The following is a 26413-nucleotide window of genomic DNA, read 5'->3' as shown; positions in this document are numbered from 1 at the left end:
AGGAATCAATATGTCTCTAAGAGAATCAATTGAGGACAAAGATATCGCATTGATTGATATTTTAGATGTAATTCTTGATAAGGGAGTGGCGATCAAAGCTGATTTAGTGATCTCTATTGCTGGAGTAGATTTAGTTTATCTAGATTTAAGAGTTTTAATTGCCTCTGTAGAGTCTCTCGTTCAGGCCAAACAGAACACTCCTGTTTCATCAGAAAACTTCGATTTACAAAGGGAGGAGTTAATGGATGCAACCGGCCAGCCGAACAAATGGAAGAATTAATTTAGATCCTGATAAAGCTGAACATGGCTTAGCACAGCTAGTTCTCACCGTTATCGAGCTCTTGCGACAGATTGTTGAGCGGCATGCAATGCGGCGTGTTGAAGGTGGTACGTTAACGGATGAACAAATTGAAAACTTAGGTGAAGCTTTAATGAATTTAGAAGAGAAAATGGAAGAGTTAAAAAGTATTTTCGGCCTTGATGCCGATGACTTAAACATTGACCTCGGTCCCCTAGGAAGTTTGCTTTAACTAGATTAGTAAGGAGGACTTAATTATGGCAGTCGAACACTCGATGCAGTCAAGCACGATTGTAGATGTGTTAGAGAAAATATTAGATAAAGGCGTTGTTATTGCAGGTGATATCACAGTTGGTATTGCTGATGTGGAGCTATTAACGATTAAAATTCGTTTAATTGTAGCCTCAGTTGATAAAGCAAAAGAAATTGGTATGGACTGGTGGGAAACAGACCCTTACTTAAGTTCAAAAGCCTCAAATAACAGCACAAAAGCTTTAGAAGAAGAAAATGAGAAGTTAAAAGAGAGATTAGAGTCTCTTGAAAATAAATTGAATACAAATCGTTTAAATAATACAGAGTTTAATTATTAATAGGAGGTTTTTATCATGGCAGAACAACAAAAAGTAGAGAATCAAACAGAGGATCAGCAAACAAATAATGAAGGTGCATCGAACGAGGAAAATGGTTCAAACGGCAGTGCGATTAAACGTTCCATTGCGGGTGGATTAATTGGAGCAACAGTTGGTTATTTAGCTACACCAGAGAACGCAAAGAGAATTAAAGATAGCATCGACAGCGACAAGCTAAAGAGCAAAGGATCAGATTTCGGTCAAATGGCAAAAGAAAAATCGAAGCAAGCGGCAGATTCGATTAAGAATTCCGCTATGAACTTATTTAACCACAACGATGACTCAAAAGATAACGATGATAATGAAGAAGAATCATCAAATGAAGAAACAAATGAAGAAACAAATGAAGAAACAAATGAGGAAACAAATGAAGAAGAAAATACAGCTGCTGAGAACTCTGAGAGCACAGAAGAAAGTTCTAACAGTGAAGACTATGAAGCATTGAAAGAAGAAAATGAAAACCTTCATGACCGTCTAGGCAGACTAGAAGAAATGTTAACAAAATTAGCAGACGGTCAAAATGAGAATAAAGAAGAAAAGAATGATGAAGAAAAGAATGATGAAGAAGAAAATGATGAAGAAGAGAAAGAAGAAGACAAAGAAGAAGACAAGGAAGACAAGGAAGACAAGTCTTCTAAGAACGATGATAGTAAGGATAAAGAAGAAGACTCAGACGAAGATGAAAAAGAGGAAGAGTCTGATGATGAATCGGATTCTGATGAAGAGGATAAAAAAGATTCAGCGAAAAAAAATACAACAAGTAAAAAAGGAAACACAAGAAGAAAACGTACTTCTTCAAAAAAATCATCACAATCTAAATCTAAAAATAGTACAACCCTCTCAAGTGATGATGATACTTCGTCAAAATAAGTTGAGAAGGGAGATGGTCATATGAGTAATGCACAAGATAGTATACTAGAATATTTCGTGCACGCAGCGAATAAGCATGATTTTTCTTTAAATATTACGTTAAATGTCGGTGGAGCTATGGTTACCGGTACAATGATCTCAGCAAAAGAATACTTTTCTTTATTAAGTGAAAAGTTTGAAGGTGGAAATGATATTTCAAATCACCTCAGTGAGCAGTTAAAGCAAGCAGGGGAGGCTGCAAAAGGCGATGAAGAGTCTCCTGCAAGCTTTATCCACTTAAATGATGCGCAAGTATATTGTGGAGATCGCGAGCCTACTCCTTCAGAGGGAGAAGTGTTGTGGAGAGGAAAATTAAGTGAAGTAGACGGTTTCTTTTTAGGGAAGATTTCTGCTGGGGAAGCCACCTCGGATCAAGAACAGGAAGACCAGGATTATAGCAGCAACAAGCTGAACAATCGCTTAGACCAACTAGAAGAGAATATTAAAGGGTTATTCGGAAAAGAAAATGATGATAAAGATCAAGAAGAAAAAGTGCCTGAGGAAGAATCTGAGGAAGATGAAAGGATAGAAGAGGAAGAGCAAGAAAGCACAGATCCTTCTAGTGAAGAAGAAGGCGAAACAGATGAGGAATCCGGTGAAGAAACGGAAGAGAAAGAAGAAGAGAAAGAAGAGGATCTAGAAGAGGAGCCGGAACAAGAAAAAGAAAAAGAAGAAAAGAAATCGGGTCAGTCAAAGGATTCTTCTAGATCAAAACGTTCTTCAAATACAAAAAAAACTAGCAAAAGCTCCAAAAAAGAAGAGTAAAGTCGATAAATTTATATAAGCGTTAACCATATCGACTTCCTTAGGCTGCACGGTGAGAGGAGATGGAAGGGTGAGGAATGATTTAGTTCTAAAGAAAGATCCCATTCTTGAATTTTTCGTGCAGGCAGCTAATAACCGAGGGTTTACGTTAGACCTTACATTACAAATGAAAGGTTGTCTTATAACAGGGACGTTGATGTCTGCAAAGGATTATTTTATGGACTTGAGTGAAGGATTTGAGGATAGCGATGATATAATTCAAGCTATATCTAAGCAGATGGCATCTGCAAGTGAAGAAGCAGGAAAAAGTGGAAATGAAGAGGCGAATTTTATTCACTTAAAGCATGCTGACATTTATTATGGTGATAGCAATCCTATTCCACAATCAGGCGTTAGATCATGGAGAGGGAAGTTGAGTGAAGTGGATGGTTTCTTTCTAGGGAGGATTACTAATACCTCGTAGAAATAGAGGGTCCTAACAGGTTCCGTCTGAAAATTATTAATTAATAAGAAAGAAGCTGCCCCTTAGGAGCAGCTTCTTTTATTAGTATCTTTAAGAGCTCAGGTAACCAGTTTTCTTAAGTAAATAAGTCGAGGCTTGCTTGAAAGAGCCATATATTTTGGCCTCTGGTTTCACTTTTTGTGCTACTAAGTTCTTTATAAGCGGTATTTGAAACCCTACATATATAGGCTCTGCGCCAATTAAAGACACCGTTTCTGAGATTGTTGCAATTTGATTGACAACTAGATCATGATCTTCAACTATCATCGCGCTGAAATCAAAAACGACGTACTCTATCCCCAGTTTGGCGCACTCGTTTAATAATTTTTGCTGCAACAGGTCAAAGCGCTTGCTATCGTATGTTCCGATCAAGGGAACTAGCAGGGAGTCATCGACAGCCATAGGAAGGATGGGGGTGCTTAACTGCTCTAACAGTGACATTTGCCTCTCATTTTCTTCCTCAGCAGCTGTTACATCATCCCAGGTAAGAATGTAGCCAACCTCTTCATTCTTCTCATTTTTGAGTCTTGTCACTTTTAGTAAGGCCGAATACTTCCCAAAAAGCTTGATTTTTGTTTGATAAGGAAGATGATGCGTTAGTATATGTTGTTGGTGATTAAAGTTACGATGGAAGATTGATAAATTCTTTCCTAGTACATCATGTGGATTTGAGATTTGAATATCATCTTTCAATTCTTCTATTAATTTATGGGCAGAATTATTCATCCATACTAACTGAAAGTCATTGTCTGCAATGAAGATATTTTCTCCAATAGAGTTTAGTACGGCAAGCGTTTCAGTTTGAGTGATGACATTAAACACAAGCATCTTTCTCCTCTTTTTAATTGTCATTTTCGTTCATTCTTGTATTATAACAAATTAAGTAGAGAGGGTGGGACTGTCTTTATTTACCAGTTAGTCAGATAATAGTGAAAACAAAATAGGTTGAAAGACATCTAATTTAAAAATGATCATCATTTTCTTGTTTTACTATTCATTCCAAAGGGTAGAGAGTATTGGATACTAACCGTAAAAAAATGATTGCATGTTTAAGGGAGGACAATGAAATGGGTAATAAACGAGAAATGCAGAATAAAAAAGATCAACAGCTAGAATCATTTCGAGTTGAAGATGAAGGAAAAAAATTGACAACCAATCAAGGGTTAAAAGTTTCTGAAGATGAATTTTCCCTTAAGGCTGGCGAACGTGGTCCAACTTTAATGGAAGACTTTCATTTCCGTGAAAAAATGACTCATTTTGACCATGAACGGATCCCTGAGAGGATTGTTCATGCCCGTGGATTTGCAGCACACGGTGAGTTCCAAGTATATGATTCTATGAAAGAGTTTACAAAGGCAAAGTTTTTGCAAGATCCATCTGTTAAAACACCTGTTTTTGTCCGCTTCTCTACAGTAGCAGGTTCAAAAGGTTCTGCTGAGACAGTTCGAGATGCTCGTGGGTTTGCGACTAAATTTTATACTGAAGAAGGAAACTACGATTTAGTGGGTAATAATATTCCTGTTTTCTTTATCCAAGATGCAATTAAGTTTCCAGATTTAGTTCATGCCCTTAAGCCAGAACCGCATAATGAAATCCCACAAGCACAATCAGCTCATGATACATTTTGGGACTTCATTGCAAATAATCAGGAATCTGCCCATATGGTCATGTGGGCAATGTCAGACCGATCCATCCCCCGCAGCTTCCGGATGATGGAAGGCTTCGGAGTTCACACTTTCCGATTTGCTAATGAAGAAGGTAAAGCTCATTTTGTTAAGTTTCATTGGAAGCCGGTGCTTGGTATTCATTCGCTTGTGTGGGATGAAGCACAGAAAATTGCTGGTAAAGACCCCGATTTCCACCGACGCGACTTATGGGAATCGATTGAAAATGGAGATTATCCTGAATACGAATTAGGTGTTCAGCTTATTAGCGAAGAGGATGAATTTAACTTCGACTTTGATGTACTTGACCCTACAAAGATATGGCCAGAAGAAGAAGTACCTGTGAAAATCATCGGGAAAATGACGTTAAACCGTAACGTAGACAATGTATTTGCTGAAACGGAGCAAGTTGCCTTCCATCCTGGACATGTAGTACCGGGAATTGATTTTACAAATGATCCTCTCTTGCAAGGTAGATTGTTCTCCTATACGGATACACAGCTGATCCGCTTAGGAGGTCCTAACTTCCATGAGCTGCCGATTAATAGACCGGTATGTCCTTTCCATAATAACCAGCGAGATGGCTACGGTCGTCAAACGATTAATAAAGGACAGGTAAGTTATCATAAAAACTCTTTAGCAGCTAATACACCACAACCAGCGTCTGAAGAAGAAGGCGGCTATGCTCATTATCAGGAGAAGGTAGAGGGGCGTAAAGTTCGTAAAAGAAGTGAAAGCTTTAAAGATCATTTCTCTCAAGCTAAATTATTCTGGAATAGTATGAGTGAGGTTGAAAAAAATCACATTATTGAAGCGTTCAGTTTTGAGCTTGGAAAAGTTCAAAGTAAGTCGGTTCAACAGCAAGTGGTAGAGATGTTTGCCCACGTAACATCGGATTTAGCAAAGCCGGTAGCTGAGGCGATTGGAGCGAATCTACCTCAATCTAAAGGTTCTAGTGTGAAAAAATCTTCTCCTGCTCTTAGTCAGGAAAATACAATTAAAAAGCCTGATACTCGTAAAGTTGGGGTTATTATAGATAATGGATTTAACGGAGACGAAGTGAAGCAAGTTCTTAAGGAGCTTCAGTCTAAAGGGATTCAAGCAGAGTTTATCAGTGATAAATTAGGCATTAAAAAATGCGCAGGAGGCAGCGAAATTGAAATTGATCACACCTTCCTGACTGGCGAATCTGTATTGTTCGATGCGTTATATGTAGTGGGCGGAAAGGAAGTTGATCCATCGTTTAAAGACGATGCTGTGTACTTTATTAAAGAAGCTTATGCTCACTTCAAGCCAATCGGGGCTACTCATGTAGGTATTAAGTGGCTAGAAGAACAAGAAATTGTAGAAAAAGAAGGAGTAGTAACTGGAGCTGATATGAACATTTTCAGTCAAAACCTTACTGGAGCGGTTATGGAACACCGCCATTGGAATCGATAAACAAATAGTTGAATATGTATACAGAGAGGGGACATGTCCCTTCTCTTTTTTGTCTTTTGTAAGAGGACATATTATTTCGGTATAAATATATATAAAGAGAGTTTTATCTATAAATCAAGGAAAAATATAGTAAATATATTTAGCGGGACTAAAAGAATGGTTTTAAATTCAGTCCTTTACATTTAACTATAGTTTCTAAAAATAATAAAAAAATAAAATTTTCTGTTAATACTGTTTACAATCTTGTAATAGTGTAGTAATTTTGTATGTGTCAAAAAGACTATTTTAGAGGAGGATGTCATGATTAAAAGCAAATTTTTCAGAGCTGGTGTTTGTTCTATTGCTATGGCTTTGGCACTTGTGGGCTGTGCAAGCGAACCAACATCTAATGGCGAAACGACAGATGAGACTGGGCAAGGAGCAGAAGCAGAGGGAGGCGGCGATCTTGTAGTAGCGGTTTTATCGGATGCTACGTCACTTGATCCACATACGTCTAGTGATGTTCCAAGCGGGAATGTTCAGTCAAATATCTACCAAACACTCGTAAAGTACAACACCGATATGGAACTTGAGCCTCTGTTAGCAGAAGAGTGGACGCCGGTTGAAGAGGACGTTTGGGAGTTTAAGCTTCGTGAAGGTGTGTATTTCCATGATGGCAGTGAATTCAACGCTGAGGTCGTAAAGGCGAATGTTGAACGTATCTTGGATGAAACAACAGCATCTCCGCGTGCTATTCTTTTTGAAATTGTGGAAGAAATTAATGTAGTAGATGACCATACAATTCAGTTTAAAACAGAGCAGCCATTTGCTCCGCTTCCTGCTCATATGGCACATTATGCATCAAGTATGATCAGTAAAGAGGTTATTGACGGGGATAACGAAGCAGTAGAGAATGGAGAACAGCCTGGTACATATGTAAATGAAAACCCTATTGGAACTGGATTCTTTAAATTTGATAACTGGCAGCCTGGTGATCATCTTGTTCTAGATAATTTTGAAGATTATTGGGGTGAGAACGCTAAGGTAGATACAGTAACATTCAGAGTGGTACCTGAAGACTTAACACGTATTGCTGAGCTTGAGACAGGATCAGCTCATATTATTGACCCTGTACAGCCAAGTGATTTAAGCCGTGTTGAAAATATGGCTGGAACTGAAGCTTATGTTCGAAATGCCGCAAGTATCACATATCTTGGATTTAATATGGAGAAAGAACCGTTTGATAATAAATTAGTTAGACAAGCGATTGCGATGACGCTTGATAAAGAAGCGATGCTTAATGGTATTTTAGATGGTACAGGTGAGGCTGCTATTGGCCCAATCAATGATACGAACTTCGGATTTAGCGAAGAGGTAGATGCGATTGAGCGTGATGTTGAAGGAGCGAAAGAACTTCTAGCTGAAGCGGGTTATGAAAACGGATTTAATACAACAATCTGGACAAATGATAATCGTGAACGTATTGATATTGCTGAACTTACACAAGCCAGCTTAGCTGAAATTGGGATTAATGTTGATATTCAAGTGGTAGAGTGGGGGGCATACCTAGATGCTACTACTGCTGGTGAACATGATATGTTTATTCTAGGCTTATCTCTTGGTACAGGTGATGCTGATTACCCTATGCACATGTTATTCCACTCTGACAGTGTAGGCTCTGGTAATCGCGTATTTATGCAAGATGAAGCGTTTGATCAAATGTTATATGAGGCACGTATAGAACAAGATGAAGATACGAGACTTCAAATGTATGTAGAGGCAACAAACTACTTAAATGAGGAATCACCGATGGCTTTCTTATATCACCCATCTCATATTATGGGAGTAGGGGAAGGTGTTGAAGGGTTCTGGTCTGATGCATCTGGTGTATATCAGCTGCAAGATGTAACGATTCAATAGTAGTATCATGAAGTTAGCCAGGTGAGAAATGTCTCGCCTGGTTCTTTTTTGTGGAGTTTTTTTAATGATCTTAGTGTAGCTTGTACCGCACTTATTTTTTATAGCTCGATGGAGAGTATTAGCGTTCTAAGCTGGACTTGAAAGAAGAGGATATGACGTTTCTAGTAGTCTAATTGTGCCAGGTGGAAGGATATTACTGGTAATTTTATAATGTATACAAAAATGTATACAAGAAAACAAAATGTAAACTTTGTGTATACAAAAATGTAGACATGTATACAAACAAGTATACATGTTGCTGTTAAGCTATGTGTACATAATAGTATACAAGTGTACAAAAATGTAAACGTGTATACAATTTGAATGCAACTATTGGGTGATTGACGGAAAGATGGTGCTGAGATACTCTTAAATAGAAATGGTAAAAGATAGATTTAGATCCATTAATCTATTTAGCCATTATTTCATATGGAAAGGTTTGATACATGTATGACGAAAAGTAGAATCGCAGCTATTGATGTTGGTAATGATTCAGTTAAAGCCTTATTTGGAAAAGCTGATTTTGAATTAAATATCCCAAATGTAATTGCTAGAGATACAGAGGATCGTCCTGTTATTGGAATTGAGGAATTAAATGATAAAGATCCTTTAGAAGGAATACATATCCGTGTCCATTCACCCGCATTAAATGATAATAATGCGATCTATCGTGTGGGGAATTTAGCGACAAAAAGCGACAATGCGACAGAGCTTGACCCAGGAAGCAGTAAATCTGAAGAAGATCAAACGCTTGTTATGCTTTTTGCTACATTAGCGCTTGATGCTGTTCGTGCGGAAAACGGCGAGCTGTTTAAAAAGTCTAATCAAGTAATTGATGCAAATTATACGTTAGGGACGGGCTTGCCGCTTCGTGAAGTAAAAGAAGGAAAAGATGTTGGATATCGTTCTCAGCTTCTAAGCTCTGTTCACCAAGTAGAGTTTTTAGTGACACCTAAATATCAAGGATTAAAAGTTAACATCCGCTTTGACCAAGTAAAAGTATATCCAGAAGGCTTTGCTGCTTACATTAACTTAGTGATGGATAAAGATTTAAATATTATTAATCGTGATTTAGTAGATAAGCGTATTTTAATTCAAGATATCGGCGGCCTTTCAACAGATATCGCTGTTATTAAAAACCGTAATGTTGATGATGATAAGGCTCAAGGCTTTAACCTTGGGGTGTCTGAATCTCTTGAAGCCATCCGCGAAGAAATTAGAACGAAACACGGTGTTGAGCTAGATACTCGCCGCGATGTAGTTGAGGTCATTACGAAAAAGCAAGACCGCAATCACATTATGGTTAAAGGAAGCCGTACGAGTGTTCATGATATTACAGACCGCATTTTATTTGAACTTGCGAAAAAGCAATATCGCCATCTTCGCAACGTATGGCAAAAAAATTCGCAAACAGAGATTTGCTACTTTGTAGGCGGCGGTGCGATGGTATTAAAAGAGTACTTAAAAACATTAAACAATAATCTAGACGGTTATAATATTGCGTTCTTTGAAGATGAGAAAGAGAGCATTTGGATGATGGCTAATGCATACTACAAGCTGATTGCTGATTTTGATCGTAAAAATAATCAAGTCGCAGCAGCGAAAGATCCTCAGTCTCATCAAGAGAAAAAAGCGGCTAAGAAATAATAGGTGCTATGATGAAAAAAAAGGGGTCAACAGGAATTGAAAGGGGGCAGGCGATTACTTTTCGCCTTCCTTCTGATACTCCTGATCATATTCTAAGGCAGCTTCAGAAGTTAAAAGAGACGGAGAGAAGAAACTTTTCAAGCAAGATGGCTGAATATGTATTAGAAGGGGTAAGCCATTCACTTTCACAAGACAGAGAAACAGTTACGATTCCTTTGCCTAAACAGTTAAGCAAGGAACAGCGTAATTGGCTTAAGCACTCTCATTCTGAAGCCTTGTTAGGGAGCATTGTTTATCAGCTGCTGGCTGATCCGATGCGAGCCACATCTGTTTTAGCGGCTCTTAACAGTTCTTCACTTGATATCGATGAGGCTCTTTATCTTCAAGAAATTGAGCTTCCTTCTTTTGAAGATCAAAAAGAAGCTATAGAAGAAGTTGCAGCAACAGACGAGGTCGAACATACACCACCTCGCACATCAGATGATGAACTTATGAACTTTGACTGGAGTCAAATGAACAAAGAACAGGCTGCTACAGAAGAGTTAGAGGATACCGAAGAAGAGGATGCCGATGATTTATTAGGTGATTTTCTTTCTAGAATGAATAAGTGAGTAGGACAGCTTACTTCTGATTTGTATCGGGGGAAGCTGTTTTTTATGGTTGTTTTACCTTATTTGGGAATGATATAGATGAGGTGATTACCATGTATGATTGTGTCATTGTTGGAGGCGGAATTGCTGGTTTGCAAGCAGCTATTCAATTAGGAAGATATGAGCATCGTGTCCTTGTCATTGATAGCGACGGAGGCAGATCATTATTATGTAAAAGTTATCATAATATATTAGGTTACCCTGATGGTGTAAGTGGAGACTATTTACGATCAATTGGAAAAGAACATGCTGTACGATTAGGAGTCCAGTTTTTACAAGGGAAAGTTAATACCGTAAATAAGCATGAAACTTATTTTATTCTTCAAACCGATCACGGAGAAGATATATTAGGAAAGCGAGTATTGCTTGCTACTGGAATTATGGACCGGTTTCCTAAACTTGAAGGACTGCTCCCTTGTCTCGGGAAAAGCGTGTATGTTTGCCCGGACTGTGATGGCTATGAAATTAAAGACATGAAAACTGTCATTATAGGGAGTGGCGATGTTGGAGCCAATATGGCCCTAACCCTTCTTTATTGGAGTAAGAAATTACTGTATATAAACCATGAAAAAAAGACAGTTTCTAAAGATTTGCTTAAACAACTTAAAGAAAAAGGTGTTGAATATATCCAAGAAGAGGTTTCAGCTTTGACGGAAGAGGATGGACTTCTTTTGGATGTGAGATTAAAGAACGGAAATGTGATAAAGGTAAATAAGGGGTTCATTGCGTTTGGCGGGAATGAGGTGCGTTCTGATTTGGCTCAGCAGTTAGGAGCTGAGAGGCTTTCTAACAAGCATATAATCGTCGACCCTCGCTCTAAAATGACCTCAGTGGAGCATGTGTGGGCAGCAGGCGATGTCGCTGCTCACTCAGAACAAGTGACGATTGCGATGGGAGAAGGATCTCAAGCAGCCATATGGATACATAAATCCCTCTGCTAATAAATAAACACAATGGTCCACAGGCCATTGTGTTTATTTGCATTACGCTCGTAAATCTTCTAATAGATGAATTAGATAAATTAGTTCTTCTTCTTTTAATTCTTCGAGGGCATGCGTAAACTGCCGCAGTAATTCGACCATTTCAGGACTAATCGTTTCGCTTGCTGATTCAATGATCATTCCTGTAACAGCTCCAACAAATGTTGACAGCTGAATAGCTGGATTCTTTGAGATGTTCAGCATATTAAGAGTAAGATGTTGTACGTTGGAGCCTTGGTTATTTAAATAAACGAGCAGTACTCCTAAAAACTGAGCACACACCTCAATTTTATAAGGGGCATGCGGCATTCGTTCTAGCAGGGGAGTGATTTGATTATCTAATGATTTTGTTTGATGAATAAAAGCCAGCACGTTTTCTTTAATACCCGTCCATTCGTCTTCGCTTGTGATATGAACTCTTTCTTTAAGAAACATATCCTTGGATTTTTCTGTAGGAACAAAAACGACAAGAGAACGTCCTGTTTCATTAGGATTGACTGAATATGTTTTCTCAAGGAATTGGTGCTTTTCGAGCTCTTTTAAAATATCGTAGGCGGTCCATTTGCTGACACCAATCGTTTTAGCGATCTCGGAGTAATGGATCGGTTCATTTGTTTTAGCATAAATATGAACTAACTCCTCTAAAAATTGTTTTCGCCGGTTTGTGAGGCTCAATCGTCTACCTCCTAGGTTAAATAAACATTTACTTTGAGTTTTTTGGTCTTTTGGGTATATAGTGAATATATATTAATAGTATAGCAATTAAAGAAGGTTTCTTATACTTTTTGGGTTTTTTGGGGCATAAAATGAGCTAAAAGAGGGGGGATATCATGCGTACATGCTATTACAGGTCGTATCAGGCTATTCATAAAATCATTTCTACATTCCTGCCTTGGCGCTATCCTTCTTTACTAGAAGGAGAAGGCAGCTTAGATAAACTTCCTGCCATTATTAAAGATCAAAAGGTCGATTGTTTGTTAATCGTCACTGACCAGGGAATCATTTCAGCAGGCCTGCTGTATCCTTTTGTGGAACAAGTAAAGAGTCTTTCTATTGATGTGTGTATTTATGATAAAACCGTGCCGAACCCGACCATTCAAAACATAGAAGAAGCATTGGAACTTTACCATTCCAATCAATGCATAGGGATTGTTGCATTTGGAGGTGGGTCTTGTATTGATTGTGCGAAAGGAGTAGCAGCACGGGCGGCAAGGCCGGATAAAAGCATTTCAGAGATGAGAGGTCAGTTAAAAGTGAAGAAAAAAACCCCTCTTTTGTTTGCTGTACCGACGACATCAGGGACCGGGAGCGAAGCAACATTAGCGGCCGTCATCTCTCACACAGAAACTCAGGAGAAGTACGCAGTTAATGATCCTGTGCTTATCCCTGATTATGCTGTGCTTGATCCTCTTTTGACTATAAAGCTCCCTGCTCATATTACGGCAGCTACGGGAATGGATGCATTGACGCATGCTGTTGAAGCATATATTGGCAGAAGCAATACGGAAGAAACGAAAAAATGCAGTTTGCAGGCAGTGAACCTCATTTTTAACCATTTACCAACAGCATATTCGCATGGACTGAATAAAGAAAGCCGTAGATCTATGCAGAAGGCCTCTTATTTAGCAGGTGTGGCTTTTACCAGGGCATATGTCGGATATGTCCATGCTATTGCTCATACACTTAGCGCATTTTACGGTGTACCTCATGGGCAAGCGAATGCGATCATTCTACCTCATGTTTTAGAGTACTATGGAGCATCAGTATATAAGCCATTAGCGGAGTTAGCTGATGCAGCGGAGATTTGTGAGTCGGAAGAATCGGATAAAGAGAAGGCCGTAAAGTTCATTAGATCTATTAAAGAACTTAATGCCGCTATGAACATTCCAGATAAAGTGAGCGATATCAAAGATGAGGATATTCCTTTAATGGTAGAGAGAGCGCATAAGGAAGCGAACCCGCTCTATCCTGTACCGAAAATCTTGCTTAAAGATGATCTCACCCGTCTTTATCATTTAATCAAAGAGTAAAATAAAAAGAGGTATGAGCACGTAAGCTGCTCTACCTCTTTTTGAATGGAAACGAAGATTGCACCCTCTATTTAACGAACGACTTCTGAAACAATTTCAAATGAGCGGAGTCGTGCTTTGTGATCATAAATTTGTGCATTTACCATCATTTCATTAGCTCCTGTTTCATCTAGGAACGCTTGCAGCTGCTCTTGTACCATCTGCTTATTACCAATCACAGATGAACCTAGCTGCTGATTAAGCGTTTGTTTTTCAAATGGCGTCCATAAATCGTCCATGCTCTCAACAGGAGGCTGGAGCTGCGTAGGCTGATTACGAACGAGATTTAAAAATTGCTGCTGCATCGATGTCGATAAACGATGTGCCTCATCAGCGGTATCTGCCGCAATGACATTAACTCCTACCATCGCATATGGCTCATCTAGAACTTTTGATGGTTTGAAGTGATCACGATACACTTTTAATGCAGGCAATGTGTTATCAGGTGAAAAATGGCTGGCAAACGCAAATGGCAGGCCGAGTGTCCCTGCTAATTGCGCACTGAACCCGCTAGAGCCTAACAGCCAGATCGGAATATCAAGTCCTTCTCCAGGTACAGCACGAACGCGAAGCTCTTCAGTTGGCTGCAAGTATTCACGTAATTCGGCAAGCTGCTCTGGGAAGTCTTGGCCGTTGCTTCTGCGGTCACGTCTTAACGCATAAGCCGTCATTTGATCGGTCCCTGGTGCTCTGCCAAGACCGAGATCGATTCGTCCGGGGAATAAAGACTCTAGTGTCCCAAACTGCTCAGCAATGACTAACGGGGCATGGTTTGGAAGCATAATACCCCCGGACCCTACTCGAATGCTGTTTGTATGAGCGGCAACATGTCCGATGACTACAGACGTAGCAGAGCTGGCAATACCAGGCATATTATGATGCTCAGCCAGCCAATACCGCTCGTAACCCCATTTTTCAGCATGTTGAGCTAAGTCGACTGTATTTTTAAATGAATCACGAGGCGTTCCTCCTACAATAACCGGTGCAAGGTCAAGAACGGAAAATTTAATATCTTTCAGCGTTTTCGCTTTTTGATTTAATGACATCATCTCAACTCTTTTCATCAGATAGTACTTGGAAGGTACCGTGCACAACATAGTATGCGCGCGAATAGTTCAAAACTTCCATATACATATTGTAACAAATATATTTCGGGTAGCGTAATAAAACGACTTGGAGGATTGAAAAAGTGGTAAAGCTCCTGTCACTATCTAAACTGCTGCAAAAGATGTTCAAAGAGATTGTTTAAGCAAAAAAGTAGGATATGAGCAATAGGTGTCGAATGAAAAGAGAAATAGATAAAGGAGTGGTTCCTATGGCAACGATTGAAGACTTTTTAGAATTAGATATCCGAATTGGCACGATACAAGCAGCCGAACCGCTTGTAGGCGCTCGCGTGCCTGCCATTAAGCTTACAATTGATTTTGGAGAAGAGCTTGGTATAAAAGGTTCAAGTGCTCAAATTACGAAACGATACAACCCAGAAGAGTTGATAGGCAGGCAAGTGACAGCGGTTGTCAATTTTCCACCGAGAAGGGTAGCTGGATTTAAGTCAGAGGTACTTGTGTTAGGCGGTGTGCCTGAAGAAGGGGACGTGGTGCTGTTAAAGCCTGATACAAATTTACCAAATGGCACAAAAATAAGCTGAAAACCTCCCATTCAATGGGAGGTTTTATTTTTTGGCTGTTTTATTTGTTTCAGAAAGCCTTTTATAGCAGGGAACCAGTCAAGCAGCAGCAGGGTAATCCCCACAAGAAGAGACAGGCCTGTCCAAAAGGAAATGCCTGTTGAAATAGAGGAATAGCCTCCATCAAAGTAGTTCGCTTCTGTTGAATTTAAGTTCATGACCATCATCGCGGCAGTCATATGTTTGGAGGCATATAAAAAAGCAGATACCGCAATAAAAAAGCAGCCTAGTATTACTATATTTGACATACACTTTTACCCCTCATCCAGTATTTACCTTAATGTTACTATGAAATGGGTGATCATGAATGAGAAATTAGGGCTAAACGTGGAGAAAACCTCGCAAATGCGAGGTGAACTAGAGGCAGCACCCGGATTCGAACCGGGGATGAAGGTTTTGCAGACCTTTGCCTTACCGCTTGGCGATGCTGCCATATCTTTATACTCTACTCTATGCATTAGATCGGGGTTTAGAACCAATGAGTTAAAGTCAATCATATAAAGTCAACCTTAATGTTTGAAAAGCGAGTAAAAGGGTATCTTAATTACATAAAAAGGAGGCGTTATCCTTGGGACGATTAATTAAACGTATTATCAAGTGGGCACCTATTATTTATCCGATCGTAAGAAAGTTTTTAAATAAACGCAAACAGCAAAAACATACAAATCCAGGCTCCCCTAGATCCTAGAAATTTAGTCGGTCTCACAAGCGTGAACCGGCTTTTTTTCATCTGGATTCATAACTCCCTCATGTATGAACTCTCCTTATGAATCATTCTTTAGCCTCCCTAACAAAAACATATTTCGCTTATAGGAAAAATTAGTTAGAATAAACAGAAAGAACTCTGCTTTTAGGTCGATATAAAAGAAAAGGTCTAATCGAATCATGTTATAGACATCTGCGCAATTCTGCTAGAAAGAGGTGATTTGATGAATGAGAGCATTGGAAATAAGACGATTCAATTAAGCCACATCATAAAAACGTTAGAAGAGCTTCATGATATTGTATTTTTGATGGAGTACGTAGAAGGACGTTTTAAATATGCTTATTTCAGTCACGGGGCACTAGAATATGCTTCTTTAACCGAAGACTGCCTAGGGAAATATATAGATGATGTGTACCCTGCTTATATCGCAGAACACCTTCAACAAATGTATCTTGATGCGATTCATAAAAGAAAACCTGTAACCTATAAGGATAAAATGAATGTTGAATCGATGAATCAAATGGGTAAGTCAGTGATCACACCGATCGTAGAAGATGATGGTTTCATCAACTATTTATTATGTTTCACTGAGAAGCTGACTCATGATGACTTTTTTGATTCGCTGACAGGACTGCCGAGCATTAAGGGTTTAAAAGAAAAGCTTGAGAGCAAAGTAAAAAATACACCTGATAAGCAGCTAGCTGTATGTTATTTGAAAATTAATCAGTTTGAGCGGATTGTTGACTTGATTGGCCATGAATCGATGGATGAATTTACGATTGAAATGACAAATCGTATGCTGCGCGTCCTGCAATTTGAAGAAAGCGGATTAGCTCGAGTTGCTGGAGATGAATATATTTTTTATGTTGTGTCCGATAAGGAAATTTGTCAGGTAGCTGCTGAGATTCAACGTCAGCTTCAGGCGCCGTATTTAATTGATGAAATGAATTTATCGGTACAGTCCGTCATGGGGATCGCCTACAAACGCAACGAGGAATTGCCGATTGAACATTTAATTAACCAATCGTATCATGCCATGTTTCAAGCGAAGCAAAAAGGCGGACAAGCTATTACGGTCTTTAATTTTAATAAGCATACGAACGAAGTGATGAATAAGCCTATTCTAGAACGTGAGCTCCGTAAAGCGATTTCTAGAAAAGAATTGACTCTTTATTTTCAGCCAATTGTTCATGTGGAAACGTCAACCGTTCATTTCGAGGCACTTCTTAGGTGGTTTAGTCCAAAGCTAGGTACGATTCCGCCTGATGTATTTATACTCGTTGCAGAAGACAGAGATTTCATCCAGCTGATCGACGAGTGGGTCATTGAAAAAGCGTGTGAGTTCCTGCGATCATTAAACGATCCTAAAGCAAAGGTGGCTGTTAATTTATCGCCTAAAACATTAGCCGCACCGTCTATCGAAAGCCGCTTAATTGAAGGGGTATCGGAATATGGAATTTCTGCAGAGCAGATTGAATTAGAAATAACAGAGCATTCCTTATTAAAAAATGAGCAAGCGATTATTTATAAGTTATCGCGCTTAAAAGAGGTAGGTTTTAGTGTAGCAATTGATGATTTCGGTGTCAGTAATGCTTCATTGAACTATTTACGTTTGCTTCCAGTCGATAAAATTAAAATCGATAAAGTCTTTATTCATAATATCGAAAAAGAGACGAAAGAATATCATATTGTCCATTCGATTATTTCACTTGCTAGAAAACTTGGACTGCGTGTAACTGCAGAGGGTGTGGAAACAAGCAAGCAGGCAGAAATGCTTTTAGAATCTAAATGTGATGAGCTGCAAGGGTACTATTTTTCAAAACCTGTAGATGAGCATTCATTACCAGAAGCAGTTAAAGAGCTTCAAAGCCGGCTTAAAGTATTAGTTAACCAGTAAAATAAGCTCGATCTGAGTTACAGCCTCAGATCGAGCTTATTTTTATTACATATTAACAGGGTGATCTTCTTTTAAGACAAGAATGACTTTACCTTGATCTAGTTTATTCTCTAAATTTTCTGCTTCTGCTTCAGTGAAGCCGAGCTCTGAGAATTTAGCGCGCAGTTCATCACCTTTTTTGCGGAACACATTCTTAATGGAGGTCCCAAGACCTACTTCGCTCGCTCCAACTGTATTGGCATCTGAATTATCTGCAATGCGGTCTGTACGATCATCATCATGTGTGATGACATACATTGTTGCTGGGTCTACACCTTTAGCCTTCAATGTTTCAATTTCACGTACAACTTCTTCGTCATTTTGGAACTCTTTATAGTTTGGTTTCATCGTTATCGCCTCCTTGGTGAAAATGTACCCGCCTCCGACATTTTAAAACCTGAGAGGTGTTTTTTTCGAGTTTATATAGAGGGGCGGATTGCCACGAGCCAAGCTGTATCAGCGGGTTATTTTCAATTTGTGAAATTATGAAAATAAGACATTTTTCCTGGCGTTGTGCACTGATTGTCTAAAAGGTGTTTAAGAAACGTACAAAATAGGAAAAGCTTTTGTAGGTACTTTTCATATAAGGAGGCAAAAGGATGGACCCGCATAAATTATATATAGCAGGAGAGTTTATTGATTCAACGTCAAAGGAATTTATCGATGTCGTTAATCCGTCTACAGAAGAAGTGATTTCAAGGATTGCAAACGGTACTGAAGAGGATGCAAACAAGGCAATTGATGCAGCGTATGATGCGTTGCAATCATGGAAGAAGGTTCCTTCAAATGAAAGAGGAAAAATCGTCCGCGAGTTAGGGGATGCGTTGAAAGACGAAAGAGAAACATTTATTCGTCTTCTAATCGAAGAGCAAGGTAAGAGTTATGACCTTGCAGTGGGCGAAGTGGATATGGCGATTGATTATTTTTATTATATGTCTGAATGGTCGAGAAAAATTGAAGGTGAAATTGTTCCAAGTGATCAGACAAATGAACAAATATTTATACACAAAAAGCCGATTGGTGTAATTGCAGGAATTGTGCCATGGAATTTCCCAGTGTTTATTTTGGCGAGAAAAGTAGCCACTGCTTTAATTGCAGGCTGTACGATTGTGCTTAAGCCGAGTCAGCAAACACCAAATACAGCAGCGAAATTTAATGAACTTGTTCACCGTTCTTCCTTGCCAAAAGGGGTTTATAATTATGTGACTGGAAAAGGGTCCGAAATTGGCAACGTCATGGCATCACACCCTAAAGTAGGGATGGTGACGATGACCGGGGGCATTAAAGCGGGAACGAAAGTAATGGAGGCCGCTGCCCAGCAGATTACAAAGGTTAATTTAGAATTAGGCGGGAAGGCACCAGCAATCGTTACAAAGCATGCTGATCTCGATCTGGCTGTGAAAAGTATTAAAACGTCACGCCTGACAAACTCAGGGCAGGCGTGTACAAATGCTGAGAGAGTATATGTTCATGAGGACGTAGCAGATGAATTTCTACTGAAAATGGTTGATGCGATGAAAGCTGCAACGTATGGCAATCCGCTAGAAGATAAAAAGGCGGATATAGGGCCATTAATAAGCAAAGATCATTTAGAGGGCATTTATGATATGGTGAAAGAAGCCGTGAAAGACGGGGCTACGATTCTTGTCGGAGGACAGCCAGCTGAAGTAGAAAAAGGCTTTTTCTTTGAGCCTACCTTGTTAAAAGACGTGAAGCATGATTCGGCGATTATGAAAGAAGAAATTTTCGGGCCCGTACTTCCGGTCACAACTTATCGTGATTTTGATGAAGTGATTGAAATGGCGAATGATTCCGAGTACGGACTATCGTCTTCTATTTACAGTGAAAACTATCATGAAGTGATGCGTGCCACTGCTCTCTTGGAATATGGCGAGACATTTGTTAACCGTGAGAATTTTGAAGCGATACAAGGGTACCATGCTGGCATGAGAAAATCAGGGCTTGGCGGTGCTGATGGAAAGCATGGTTTAGAGGACTATTTGGTTACACATGTTGTCTATATGCAATATAAAGAAGATTAAGAGAAGAGGGTTGACCTGCATAATGGTCAGTCCTCTTTGCAGGTGTTAAACAGAATCTTTCTTACATACATAGATCATTTGCTTGCTCTTTGCATGCATTGGTGTCTTATTCCAATCGCTATAAGCGTGTAAAATAGTAAATCCATGTCCTTCGAGGAGCCGTTTCATCTCTTGTGGGAGAACAAAGCGAAGGCGGATCGTTTCTTTCTCTTTTTGTACCTTTTCACCGTCGATTGCTATCACTTGTGATACGCACTCTAGCACTTGCTCTAGGGGGTGATAAATGTCTTCATAAACCTCTGTAACCTTTCTGCCAAGATGATCTGTGAAGGATACCTCATATGGTTTCACCCCTAAAATATCTTCTTTTTCTAGAAAGCGAGTACCGAACAAGAAAATTCCTTCCTCCTCAAGGTGCGCATGAATCCCGCTTAAGAGGGCATCCTGCTCTTCATTGGTTAAGAAATGTTGAAAGGCATTTCCAACTAGAAAAAGAAAGGGACTCCTTACTGAGAGGTTTAGTTTTGTTGCATCCTGCAAGTAGAAATCTACTTTGACATTTTTGGCTTCTGCTTTTTTCCTAGCGCGGTCTAACATTCCTTGGTGAATATCGACCCCAATGATGTGGTGGCCTCGTTCTGCTAGATATACCGCACTTCTTCCCGTACCGCATGCAAGATCAATAATCGGACCGTGACATAGACCAGCGTATTCTTCTATGAGAGATAAGTCTTTTGTGTACGTATCATTTTGAGTGTCATAAAGCAGAGGATCATGGTATTTTTCAAGATTAGTTAACTTCAAACGCTTCACTCCTAAATCAGTTATTAGAAAATTTTAACATACTTGGTTGCAGCGGGGTACATTTAGTTCTATTTAGAATAATGATATAATCACCCTACAGAACAAGAACGTGCAACCCCGTGCGTGGCATGCGGGAAAATAGGCAATGTTGGGTGGACGAGATAGATGAACGAGTTAAAAGTAACGATAAACGATTCACATATAAAAAAAATTAAATCAGGCTCTCCTTTGCTTGAGAAAGAGGCGATCCAAAATATTAAGCCGTTAAAGGAAGAAGGAATGCTTCTCTCACTTGTTGATACGCGTGGAAACTTTATTGGCAGAGGCTATTATGGACGCCAGAATAAAGGGTATGGATGGATTTTAACGAGAAATGAGCATGAAGCAATTGACTCTATGTTCTTTTTAGGGAGAATTCATCAGGCCATTAACCATAGAAACTCTTATTTTGAATCAAATGATACGACTGCGTTTCGTGTATTTAATGGTGAAGGTGACGGAGTAGGTGGTCTCACAATTGATTATTATGACGGATATTATGTGATGACATGGTACAGTGAAGGGATCTATCGTTTTCGGGATTGGGTTAGTGAAGCACTGCAGTCTGCTCCCAATTTTAAAGGGTTATATGAAAAGAAGCGGTTCAATAAAAAAGGGACGTATGTAGAAGATGATGATTTTGTTACTGGAGACCGGGGAGAGTTCCCGCTGCTTGTTTTAGAAAATGGAATTCAGTTTGCGGTATATTTAAATGATGGCCCGATGGTAGGGGTGTTTCTTGATCAAAAAGAGGTGCGAAAAAAGATACGTGATTCTTATGCAGAGGGTAAAACGGTACTGAATACATTCTCTTACACAGGAGCTTTTTCAGTAGCTGCAGCATTAGGCGGAGCGACCAAAACAACGAGCGTTGATTTAGCTAATAGAAGTCTCCCTAAGACGATTGAGCAGTTTAGTGTAAATGGAATGGATTACGAGGCCCACGACATTGTTGTTATGGACGTATTTAAATACTTTAATTATGCTAAACGTAAGGACTTGAGCTTTGATATAGTTATTTTAGATCCACCAAGCTTTGCTAGGTCAAAAAAACATACGTTCAGTGCACAGAAGGACTATACAAGTCTGCTGCAAGAAGCGATTCAAATTACGGAAGATAACGGGGTCATTGTTGCTTCTACAAATTGCAGTACATTTGGAATGAAGAAGTTTAAAGGCTTTATCGATCAAGCGTTTAAAAAGGAAGGGTACCGCTACAAAATGGAAGAGAGCTATACTCTGCCGCCTGATTTTAAAACGACGAAGGCTTTTCCTGAAGGAAACTATTTAAAAGTGGTTTTTGTAAGGAAGCTGATATAAGAAAGTGGATACAATGAAACAGCCAGGCCCTGATAATAAGAGCCTGGCTTGTTTTTTAATTAGCAAATACGTGGCTGCCAATTCGATGTTCTACTGTTCTTGTTTGGATCCATTCAGATGTCGCGATGTCTGGGTTAAAATAATATAATGCCCCTTGGCTTGGATCAGTACCTTTGTATGCTTCTCTTACGGCTTGGTATGCTGTCGCATCAGGTGTTAACTCATATTGTCCATCATGAACCGCAGTAAATGCATTACGCTGATAGATGACACCTGCAAGAGTTTGAGGGAATTCATCAGATTCTACTCTATTTAATACAACGCCAGCTACGGCTACTTGTCCTTCAAAAGATTCTCCACGTGCTTCACCGTAGACAATTTTCGCTAACTTATGTACTTCTTCTAATAAACTATGTGTAGCAACTCCTGCAAGTCCGTCTACAACTAACCCAAAATCACTTTGGAAGTTTCGGACAGCCTGGTCGGTTTGAGATCCGTAGTAACCTGTTGCATCTGTATCTAAGTAATCTAGTTGAATTAACTGCTTTTGTAACTCTTCTACTTCTGCACCCGTATCTCCTTGTTTCAGCAAGCTGTGAGCGTGTCCTTCTGTTGGTGAAATGAAAAATAGAATAGCTAATGCTACAAATGTTTTACTTAACAATAATAGTTGTTTCATGTCATCACTCCTCATAAAATTCCTGTATGTATTGACCAAAACTGTTTACCACGAATGAAGCTTTTTTAAACATCACTCTTTAAAATGTCTCAGTCTATACAGGGTGATTGTTGATTAATTTTATTGTTTCATAGCCTTTCTGCTGTAAACAAGAGACCATCATCCGGGACACAAAGGATGTAAACAGTGACATTTTTATTTGTTTTACTCAAAATTAGTAAGATGACCTGCATAGAAGGACACATTTTTTCTTGTTTTTATATTTTTTGGTAAAAAGATAGAATGAAGTAGTTGGTTATTTCAATATATTTACAAATACAATAACTAAATGACAGCAATTACCTCCTTTTTAAAGCGTATGGCATATCATAAACTAGGTAGAAATAAATGAAGTTAACATTTTCCGGTTGACATTAAAAAGGGAAGTTGAAATAATGTAGGCAATTGAATACATGTTGTTTTCTAGGGTTCCGCAGTAATTCAGCTGGACTGGTCCGAGAGAAAACCCACAATGAAACCAATTGTGACACGGAGGGATAAAAGCCCGGGAGATATTCTTTTTAGAAAAGAGTATGTCCCGGGCTTTTTTTTGTTGTGATAAAGGAGGAGGAGAGAGAATGAGCAGGAGAACAAATGAAAAATTAAATGTAGAGTGGGGAAAGATTGTCATTGCAGCACTTTTTGAGGTTGGCTGGGTGATTGGATTAAAACATGCTTCCCAGTGGTGGGAGTGGATGGTCACAGTCATAGCAATTGCAGTCAGCTTTTACTTGTTAATTCAAGCAGGAAAAAGGCTGCCGGTTGGAACTGCATATGCTGTATTTGTAGGGCTGGGTACTGCGGGCACCGTTTCTGCAGAATTCTTATTATTTGGAGAACCGTTAGAAATAATAAAGGTTCTTCTGATAGGGTTGCTTTTAGCTGGGGTTATAGGATTAAAGCTTGTAACGAATGAAGATTATAGCCAGCAGGAGAAAGGGGTGGAGTAAGAATGGAATGGGTGTATTTAATTTTAGCAGGACTATTTGAAATGGCTGGTGTAGCCATGATTAATAAGTGGCATCATGACCATAAAATGACCAGCTTACTCATGCTCGGAAGCTCTTTTGTGATCAGCTTTCTATTTCTGGCAGCTTCGATGGAAGGATTGCCGATGGGGACGGCCTATGCTGTGTGGACGGGAATCGGTGCAGCAGGAGGAGCGCTTCTAGGAATGATCCTTTATAAAGAATCAACCGATTGGAAAAGGCTTGTTTTCCTTGCAATGATTCTGTGCGCAGCGATTGGGCTTAAATTAGTAACATAAAACGTTTCACGTGGAACAATAAAGGATGTTTCACGTGAAACAGCAATGCGATATCTTTTTAACGGCGGGGGTGCTATCATAATTGGAGGATGATTTGTCGATATGTTTTGGAGGATTAAGAGAAAGGGTGTTTGAATGAAAAAGTCTGTGGTACTAGCAGAAAAACCTTCCGTAGCTAGAGATTTAGCGCGAGTGTTGAAGTGTGAGAAAAAAGGAAATGGATACTTTGAAGGCTCAAAGTATATTGTGACCTGGGCTCTTGGTCATCTTGTCACACTGGCAGATCCTGAAAGCTACGGTGATACATATAAATCATGGAAACTAGAAGATTTACCGATGCTGCCGTCGAAACTTAATTTAGTGGTTATTAAAAAAACGAGTAAACAGTTCCACGCCGTGAAAGCTCAGCTTAATAGGGGAGATGTGGATCAAGTCATAATTGCTACCGATGCGGGGAGAGAAGGGGAGCTTGTTGCACGGTGGATTTTAGCGAAGGCGCATTGTCAGAAGCCGGTCAAGCGATTATGGATATCATCGGTTACTGATAAAGCGATTCAAGAAGGGTTCTCTCAGCTGAAAGATGGAAAGAGATATGAACCGCTATATGATGCTGCAGTTGCTAGGTCTGAAGCAGATTGGTATGTAGGACTGAACGGGACTCGTGCATTGACAACGAAATATAATGCGCAATTATCTTGCGGGCGTGTGCAAACACCGACACTTGCCATGATTGCTAAAAGGGAAGCAGATATACAGGCATTTAAGCCGAAGTCATTTGACCAATTATTTATCACGGTACAAGATAGTCTTCGCTTTCAGTGGTATCAAAAAGAAAGCGGAGAACGCAGAATCTTCGATGATCAACATGCCAAGAACTTAAAAGAAAAGCTTGAAGGAGAAAAGCTCACCGTTAAAGCAGTTAAAAAGCAGAAGAAGAAAACGTTGGCTCCTAAATTGTATGATTTAACAGAACTGCAGCGTGAGGCGAACCAGAAGTTTGGTTTCTCGGCAAAAGAAACGCTCTCCACGTTGCAAAAGTTATATGAACACCATAAGGCAGTAACGTATCCAAGAACAGATTCACGTTACTTATCGTCAGATCTAGTTGAAACACTAGAAGACCGCTTAAAAGCATGTGATGTACAGCCTTACCGGAAATTCGTTTCAGACATCAGGAAACGTCCATTGAAAGCGGGCTCTCATTTTGTTGATGACCGTAAAGTGACGGACCATCATGCGATTATTCCTACAGAGCAGGCCCCGGCACCATCTGCTTTATCAGAAAGGGAATACAAGCTCTACCATCTGATTGTTAGACGCTTTTTAGCTGTATTATACCCGGCTTATGAGTATGAGCAGACCAAAATAGAGGCTGAAGCTTGTGGGGAGCAGTTTGAAGCGAAGGGGGACCAAGTTCTCGCGTTAGGATGGAAAGTCGTATACGATACAAAGGAAGAAAGCGAAGGGCTCCCTGTGGTAAAGGAAGCTGAAGAATTCACGATTAAAAATTGCACCCTCACAAAAGGTGAGACAAAGCCGCCAGCTCGATTTAATGAAGGAACATTGCTTTCTGCGATGGAGCGTCCTCAAGCTTTTATGGAAAATAAAACGGAAGAGATTGCAGAAACCCTTGGAAAAACAGGTGGGATTGGAACCGTTGCTACGAGAGCAGATATTATCGAAAAGCTTTTCCAATCCTTTTTAATTGAAAAGCGAGGAAAAGATCTCTTTATCACGTCTAAGGGCAAGCAGCTGCTTGATCTGGTTCCAGAAGATTTACGTACTCCTGCACTTACGGCTGAGTGGGAACAAAAGCTTGAAGCGATTGCGAATGGGAAGCTGACAAAGCAGGCTTTTATCTCTGACATGAAGCAGTATGCCAAATCAATTGTAGGGTCAATTAAGGCAAGTGATAAAACCTTCCGTCACGATAATATAACAGGAAGCAAATGCCCTGAATGCGGCAAACTGATGCTTGAAGTGAATGGTAAAAGAGGGAAGATGAGAGTGTGTCAGGATCGTGAGTGCGGCTATAAAAAGAATATAGCGAAGGTCACCAATGCTCGCTGCCCTAAATGTAAAAAGAAACTTGAGCTTAGAGGAGAAGGAGAAGGTCAAACATTTGCTTGTGTGTGCGGTCATCGTGAGAAGCTGTCGGTCTTTAATGAACGGAAAAAGAAAAATAAGCATAAGCAAGTCTCAAAGCGTGAGGTTTCAAACTATATGAAAAAACAAAACAAAGATGAAGACTTTGGAAATACCGCTCTTGCGGATGCATTAGCTAAGCTTAAATTAGATAAATAAAAAGACTAAGACCCTAGCCTAAAGTGTACCCTTTGTAAAGGACATTTTTAAAAAGCCTAGGCAGCCTTAATAAGATGATCTCTGTACTGAACAGGGGTC

26 protein-coding genes, 1 tRNA gene and 1 riboswitch are annotated in these 26413 nt (G+C 39.6%); of the genes, 19 read left to right on the top strand and 8 right to left on the bottom strand.

The features are described 5' to 3' along the window. The first annotated feature begins 10 nt into the window (after positions 1-10). From A33I_RS17105 to gvpU (A33I_RS17080), 6 genes are all read left to right on the top strand, one after another. Positions 11-280, top strand: a complete 270-nt coding sequence (locus A33I_RS17105) for a gas vesicle protein (RefSeq protein ID WP_022629552.1) — start codon at positions 11-13, stop codon at positions 278-280. Further along, the gene (locus A33I_RS17100; RefSeq protein WP_012960857.1) at positions 246-530 is read left to right on the top strand and encodes a gas vesicle protein K; all 285 of its coding nucleotides are present in this window, start codon (positions 246-248) and stop codon (positions 528-530) included. Before A33I_RS17105 ends, A33I_RS17100 begins: the two co-directional genes overlap by 35 nt. 25 nt (positions 531-555) lie before the next feature. Next, on the top strand, positions 556-888 hold the full coding sequence (locus A33I_RS17095; protein ID WP_022629551.1) for a gas vesicle protein: 333 nt from the start codon (positions 556-558) through the stop codon (positions 886-888). A gap of 15 nt (positions 889-903) precedes the next feature. Further along, positions 904-1797 (top strand): YtxH domain-containing protein, encoded by an 894-nt coding sequence (gene gvpT / locus A33I_RS20955; RefSeq protein ID WP_022629550.1) that lies wholly within the window; start codon positions 904-906, stop codon positions 1795-1797. 21 nt (positions 1798-1818) lie between these two features. Next, on the top strand, positions 1819-2601 hold the full coding sequence (gvpU, locus tag A33I_RS21340) for a gas vesicle accessory protein GvpU (protein WP_022629549.1): 783 nt from the start codon (positions 1819-1821) through the stop codon (positions 2599-2601). A 70-nt stretch (positions 2602-2671) separates the two neighbouring features. Next, on the top strand, positions 2672-3064 hold the full coding sequence (gvpU, locus tag A33I_RS17080; RefSeq protein ID WP_022629548.1) for a gas vesicle accessory protein GvpU: 393 nt from the start codon (positions 2672-2674) through the stop codon (positions 3062-3064). Between the two features lie 90 nt (positions 3065-3154). Here gvpU (A33I_RS17080) and A33I_RS17075 read toward each other — a convergent pair whose 3' ends face one another. Further along, entirely contained in the window at positions 3155-3931 is a 777-nt protein-coding gene (locus A33I_RS17075; RefSeq protein WP_022629547.1) for a hypothetical protein, read from the bottom strand. A 239-nt stretch (positions 3932-4170) separates the two neighbouring features. On the opposite strand from A33I_RS17075, the gene A33I_RS17070 reads away from it, so the two are divergent. From A33I_RS17070 to A33I_RS17050, 5 genes are all read left to right on the top strand, one after another. Continuing rightward, positions 4171-6207 (top strand): catalase, encoded by a 2037-nt coding sequence (locus A33I_RS17070; protein WP_022629546.1) that lies wholly within the window; start codon positions 4171-4173, stop codon positions 6205-6207. 300 nt (positions 6208-6507) lie between these two features. Continuing rightward, a complete protein-coding gene (locus A33I_RS17065) occupies positions 6508-8106 on the top strand; it encodes a glutathione ABC transporter substrate-binding protein (protein WP_022629545.1) in 1599 nt (532 codons plus the stop codon). 489 nt (positions 8107-8595) lie between these two features. Beyond that, positions 8596-9792 (top strand): ParM/StbA family protein, encoded by a 1197-nt coding sequence (locus tag A33I_RS17060; protein ID WP_012960849.1) that lies wholly within the window; start codon positions 8596-8598, stop codon positions 9790-9792. A gap of 11 nt (positions 9793-9803) precedes the next feature. Continuing rightward, on the top strand, positions 9804-10403 hold the full coding sequence (locus A33I_RS17055) for a hypothetical protein (RefSeq protein ID WP_022629544.1): 600 nt from the start codon (positions 9804-9806) through the stop codon (positions 10401-10403). Between the two features lie 92 nt (positions 10404-10495). Next, positions 10496-11383, top strand: a complete 888-nt coding sequence (locus tag A33I_RS17050) for an NAD(P)/FAD-dependent oxidoreductase (protein WP_022629543.1) — start codon at positions 10496-10498, stop codon at positions 11381-11383. 42 nt (positions 11384-11425) lie between these two features. Here the strand turns inward: A33I_RS17050 and A33I_RS17045 are convergent, their stop codons facing one another. Then, complete coding sequence (locus A33I_RS17045) at positions 11426-12097, bottom strand: Lrp/AsnC family transcriptional regulator (RefSeq protein WP_022629542.1); 672 nt, start codon at positions 12095-12097, stop codon at positions 11426-11428. Positions 12098-12252: 155 nt separating this feature from the next. Here A33I_RS17045 and A33I_RS17040 point away from each other — a divergent pair, with 155 nt between their 5' ends. Next, entirely contained in the window at positions 12253-13452 is a 1200-nt protein-coding gene (locus A33I_RS17040) for an iron-containing alcohol dehydrogenase (protein ID WP_022629541.1), read from the top strand. A gap of 71 nt (positions 13453-13523) precedes the next feature. On the opposite strand, the gene A33I_RS17035 is transcribed toward A33I_RS17040, so the two are convergent. Continuing rightward, entirely contained in the window at positions 13524-14537 is a 1014-nt protein-coding gene (locus A33I_RS17035; RefSeq protein WP_022629540.1) for an LLM class flavin-dependent oxidoreductase, read from the bottom strand. Positions 14538-14806: 269 nt separating this feature from the next. Between A33I_RS17035 and csaA the strand changes: the two genes are divergently transcribed. Next, entirely contained in the window at positions 14807-15139 is a 333-nt protein-coding gene (gene csaA / locus A33I_RS17030; RefSeq protein ID WP_012960843.1) for a chaperone CsaA, read from the top strand. A gap of 11 nt (positions 15140-15150) precedes the next feature. On the opposite strand, the gene A33I_RS17025 is transcribed toward csaA, so the two are convergent. Both A33I_RS17025 and A33I_RS17020 read right to left on the bottom strand, forming a co-directional pair. Continuing rightward, positions 15151-15426, bottom strand: coding sequence for a hypothetical protein (locus tag A33I_RS17025; protein WP_022629539.1), 276 nt, complete (start codon positions 15424-15426; stop codon positions 15151-15153). Between the two features lie 113 nt (positions 15427-15539). Beyond that, positions 15540-15610 (bottom strand) — tRNA-Cys (locus A33I_RS17020). A gap of 497 nt (positions 15611-16107) precedes the next feature. Here A33I_RS17020 and A33I_RS17015 point away from each other — a divergent pair. After that, positions 16108-17781 (top strand): putative bifunctional diguanylate cyclase/phosphodiesterase, encoded by a 1674-nt coding sequence (locus A33I_RS17015; protein WP_022629538.1) that lies wholly within the window; start codon positions 16108-16110, stop codon positions 17779-17781. Between the two features lie 45 nt (positions 17782-17826). Here the strand turns inward: A33I_RS17015 and A33I_RS17010 are convergent, their stop codons facing one another. Beyond that, positions 17827-18168 (bottom strand): YflT domain-containing protein, encoded by a 342-nt coding sequence (locus A33I_RS17010; protein ID WP_012960839.1) that lies wholly within the window; start codon positions 18166-18168, stop codon positions 17827-17829. Between the two features lie 251 nt (positions 18169-18419). Here A33I_RS17010 and aldA point away from each other — a divergent pair, with 251 nt between their 5' ends. Beyond that, on the top strand, positions 18420-19862 hold the full coding sequence (gene aldA / locus A33I_RS17005; RefSeq protein ID WP_022629537.1) for an aldehyde dehydrogenase: 1443 nt from the start codon (positions 18420-18422) through the stop codon (positions 19860-19862). Between the two features lie 45 nt (positions 19863-19907). Here the strand turns inward: aldA and A33I_RS17000 are convergent, their stop codons facing one another. Beyond that, complete coding sequence (locus tag A33I_RS17000) at positions 19908-20666, bottom strand: class I SAM-dependent methyltransferase (RefSeq protein WP_022629536.1); 759 nt, start codon at positions 20664-20666, stop codon at positions 19908-19910. 165 nt (positions 20667-20831) lie between these two features. On the opposite strand from A33I_RS17000, the gene A33I_RS16995 reads away from it, so the two are divergent. Further along, positions 20832-22025 (top strand): class I SAM-dependent rRNA methyltransferase, encoded by a 1194-nt coding sequence (locus A33I_RS16995; protein WP_022629535.1) that lies wholly within the window; start codon positions 20832-20834, stop codon positions 22023-22025. A 55-nt stretch (positions 22026-22080) separates the two neighbouring features. Here A33I_RS16995 and A33I_RS16990 read toward each other — a convergent pair whose 3' ends face one another. Next, complete coding sequence (locus tag A33I_RS16990) at positions 22081-22704, bottom strand: cell wall hydrolase (protein WP_022629534.1); 624 nt, start codon at positions 22702-22704, stop codon at positions 22081-22083. A gap of 451 nt (positions 22705-23155) precedes the next feature. Then, a riboswitch (guanidine-I (ykkC/yxkD leader) is annotated at positions 23156-23257 on the top strand. A 64-nt stretch (positions 23258-23321) separates the two neighbouring features. Between A33I_RS16990 and A33I_RS16985 the strand changes: the two genes are divergently transcribed. From A33I_RS16985 to A33I_RS16975, 3 genes are all read left to right on the top strand, one after another. Further along, the gene (locus A33I_RS16985; RefSeq protein ID WP_022629533.1) at positions 23322-23693 is read left to right on the top strand and encodes a DMT family transporter; all 372 of its coding nucleotides are present in this window, start codon (positions 23322-23324) and stop codon (positions 23691-23693) included. A 2-nt stretch (positions 23694-23695) separates the two neighbouring features. Then, positions 23696-24010, top strand: coding sequence for a DMT family transporter (locus tag A33I_RS16980; RefSeq protein ID WP_022629532.1), 315 nt, complete (start codon positions 23696-23698; stop codon positions 24008-24010). Between the two features lie 135 nt (positions 24011-24145). Then, positions 24146-26314, top strand: coding sequence for a DNA topoisomerase III (locus A33I_RS16975; protein ID WP_022629531.1), 2169 nt, complete (start codon positions 24146-24148; stop codon positions 26312-26314). Positions 26315-26413: the final 99 nt, after the last annotated feature.

The sequence above is a fragment of the Alkalihalophilus marmarensis DSM 21297 genome, assembly GCF_000474275.2.
GTDB lineage: Bacteria > Bacillota > Bacilli > Bacillales > Bacillaceae_D > Alkalihalophilus > Alkalihalophilus marmarensis.
Note: the sequence above shows the minus strand (reverse complement) of the source record. Positions and strands in the feature narration are given on the sequence as shown.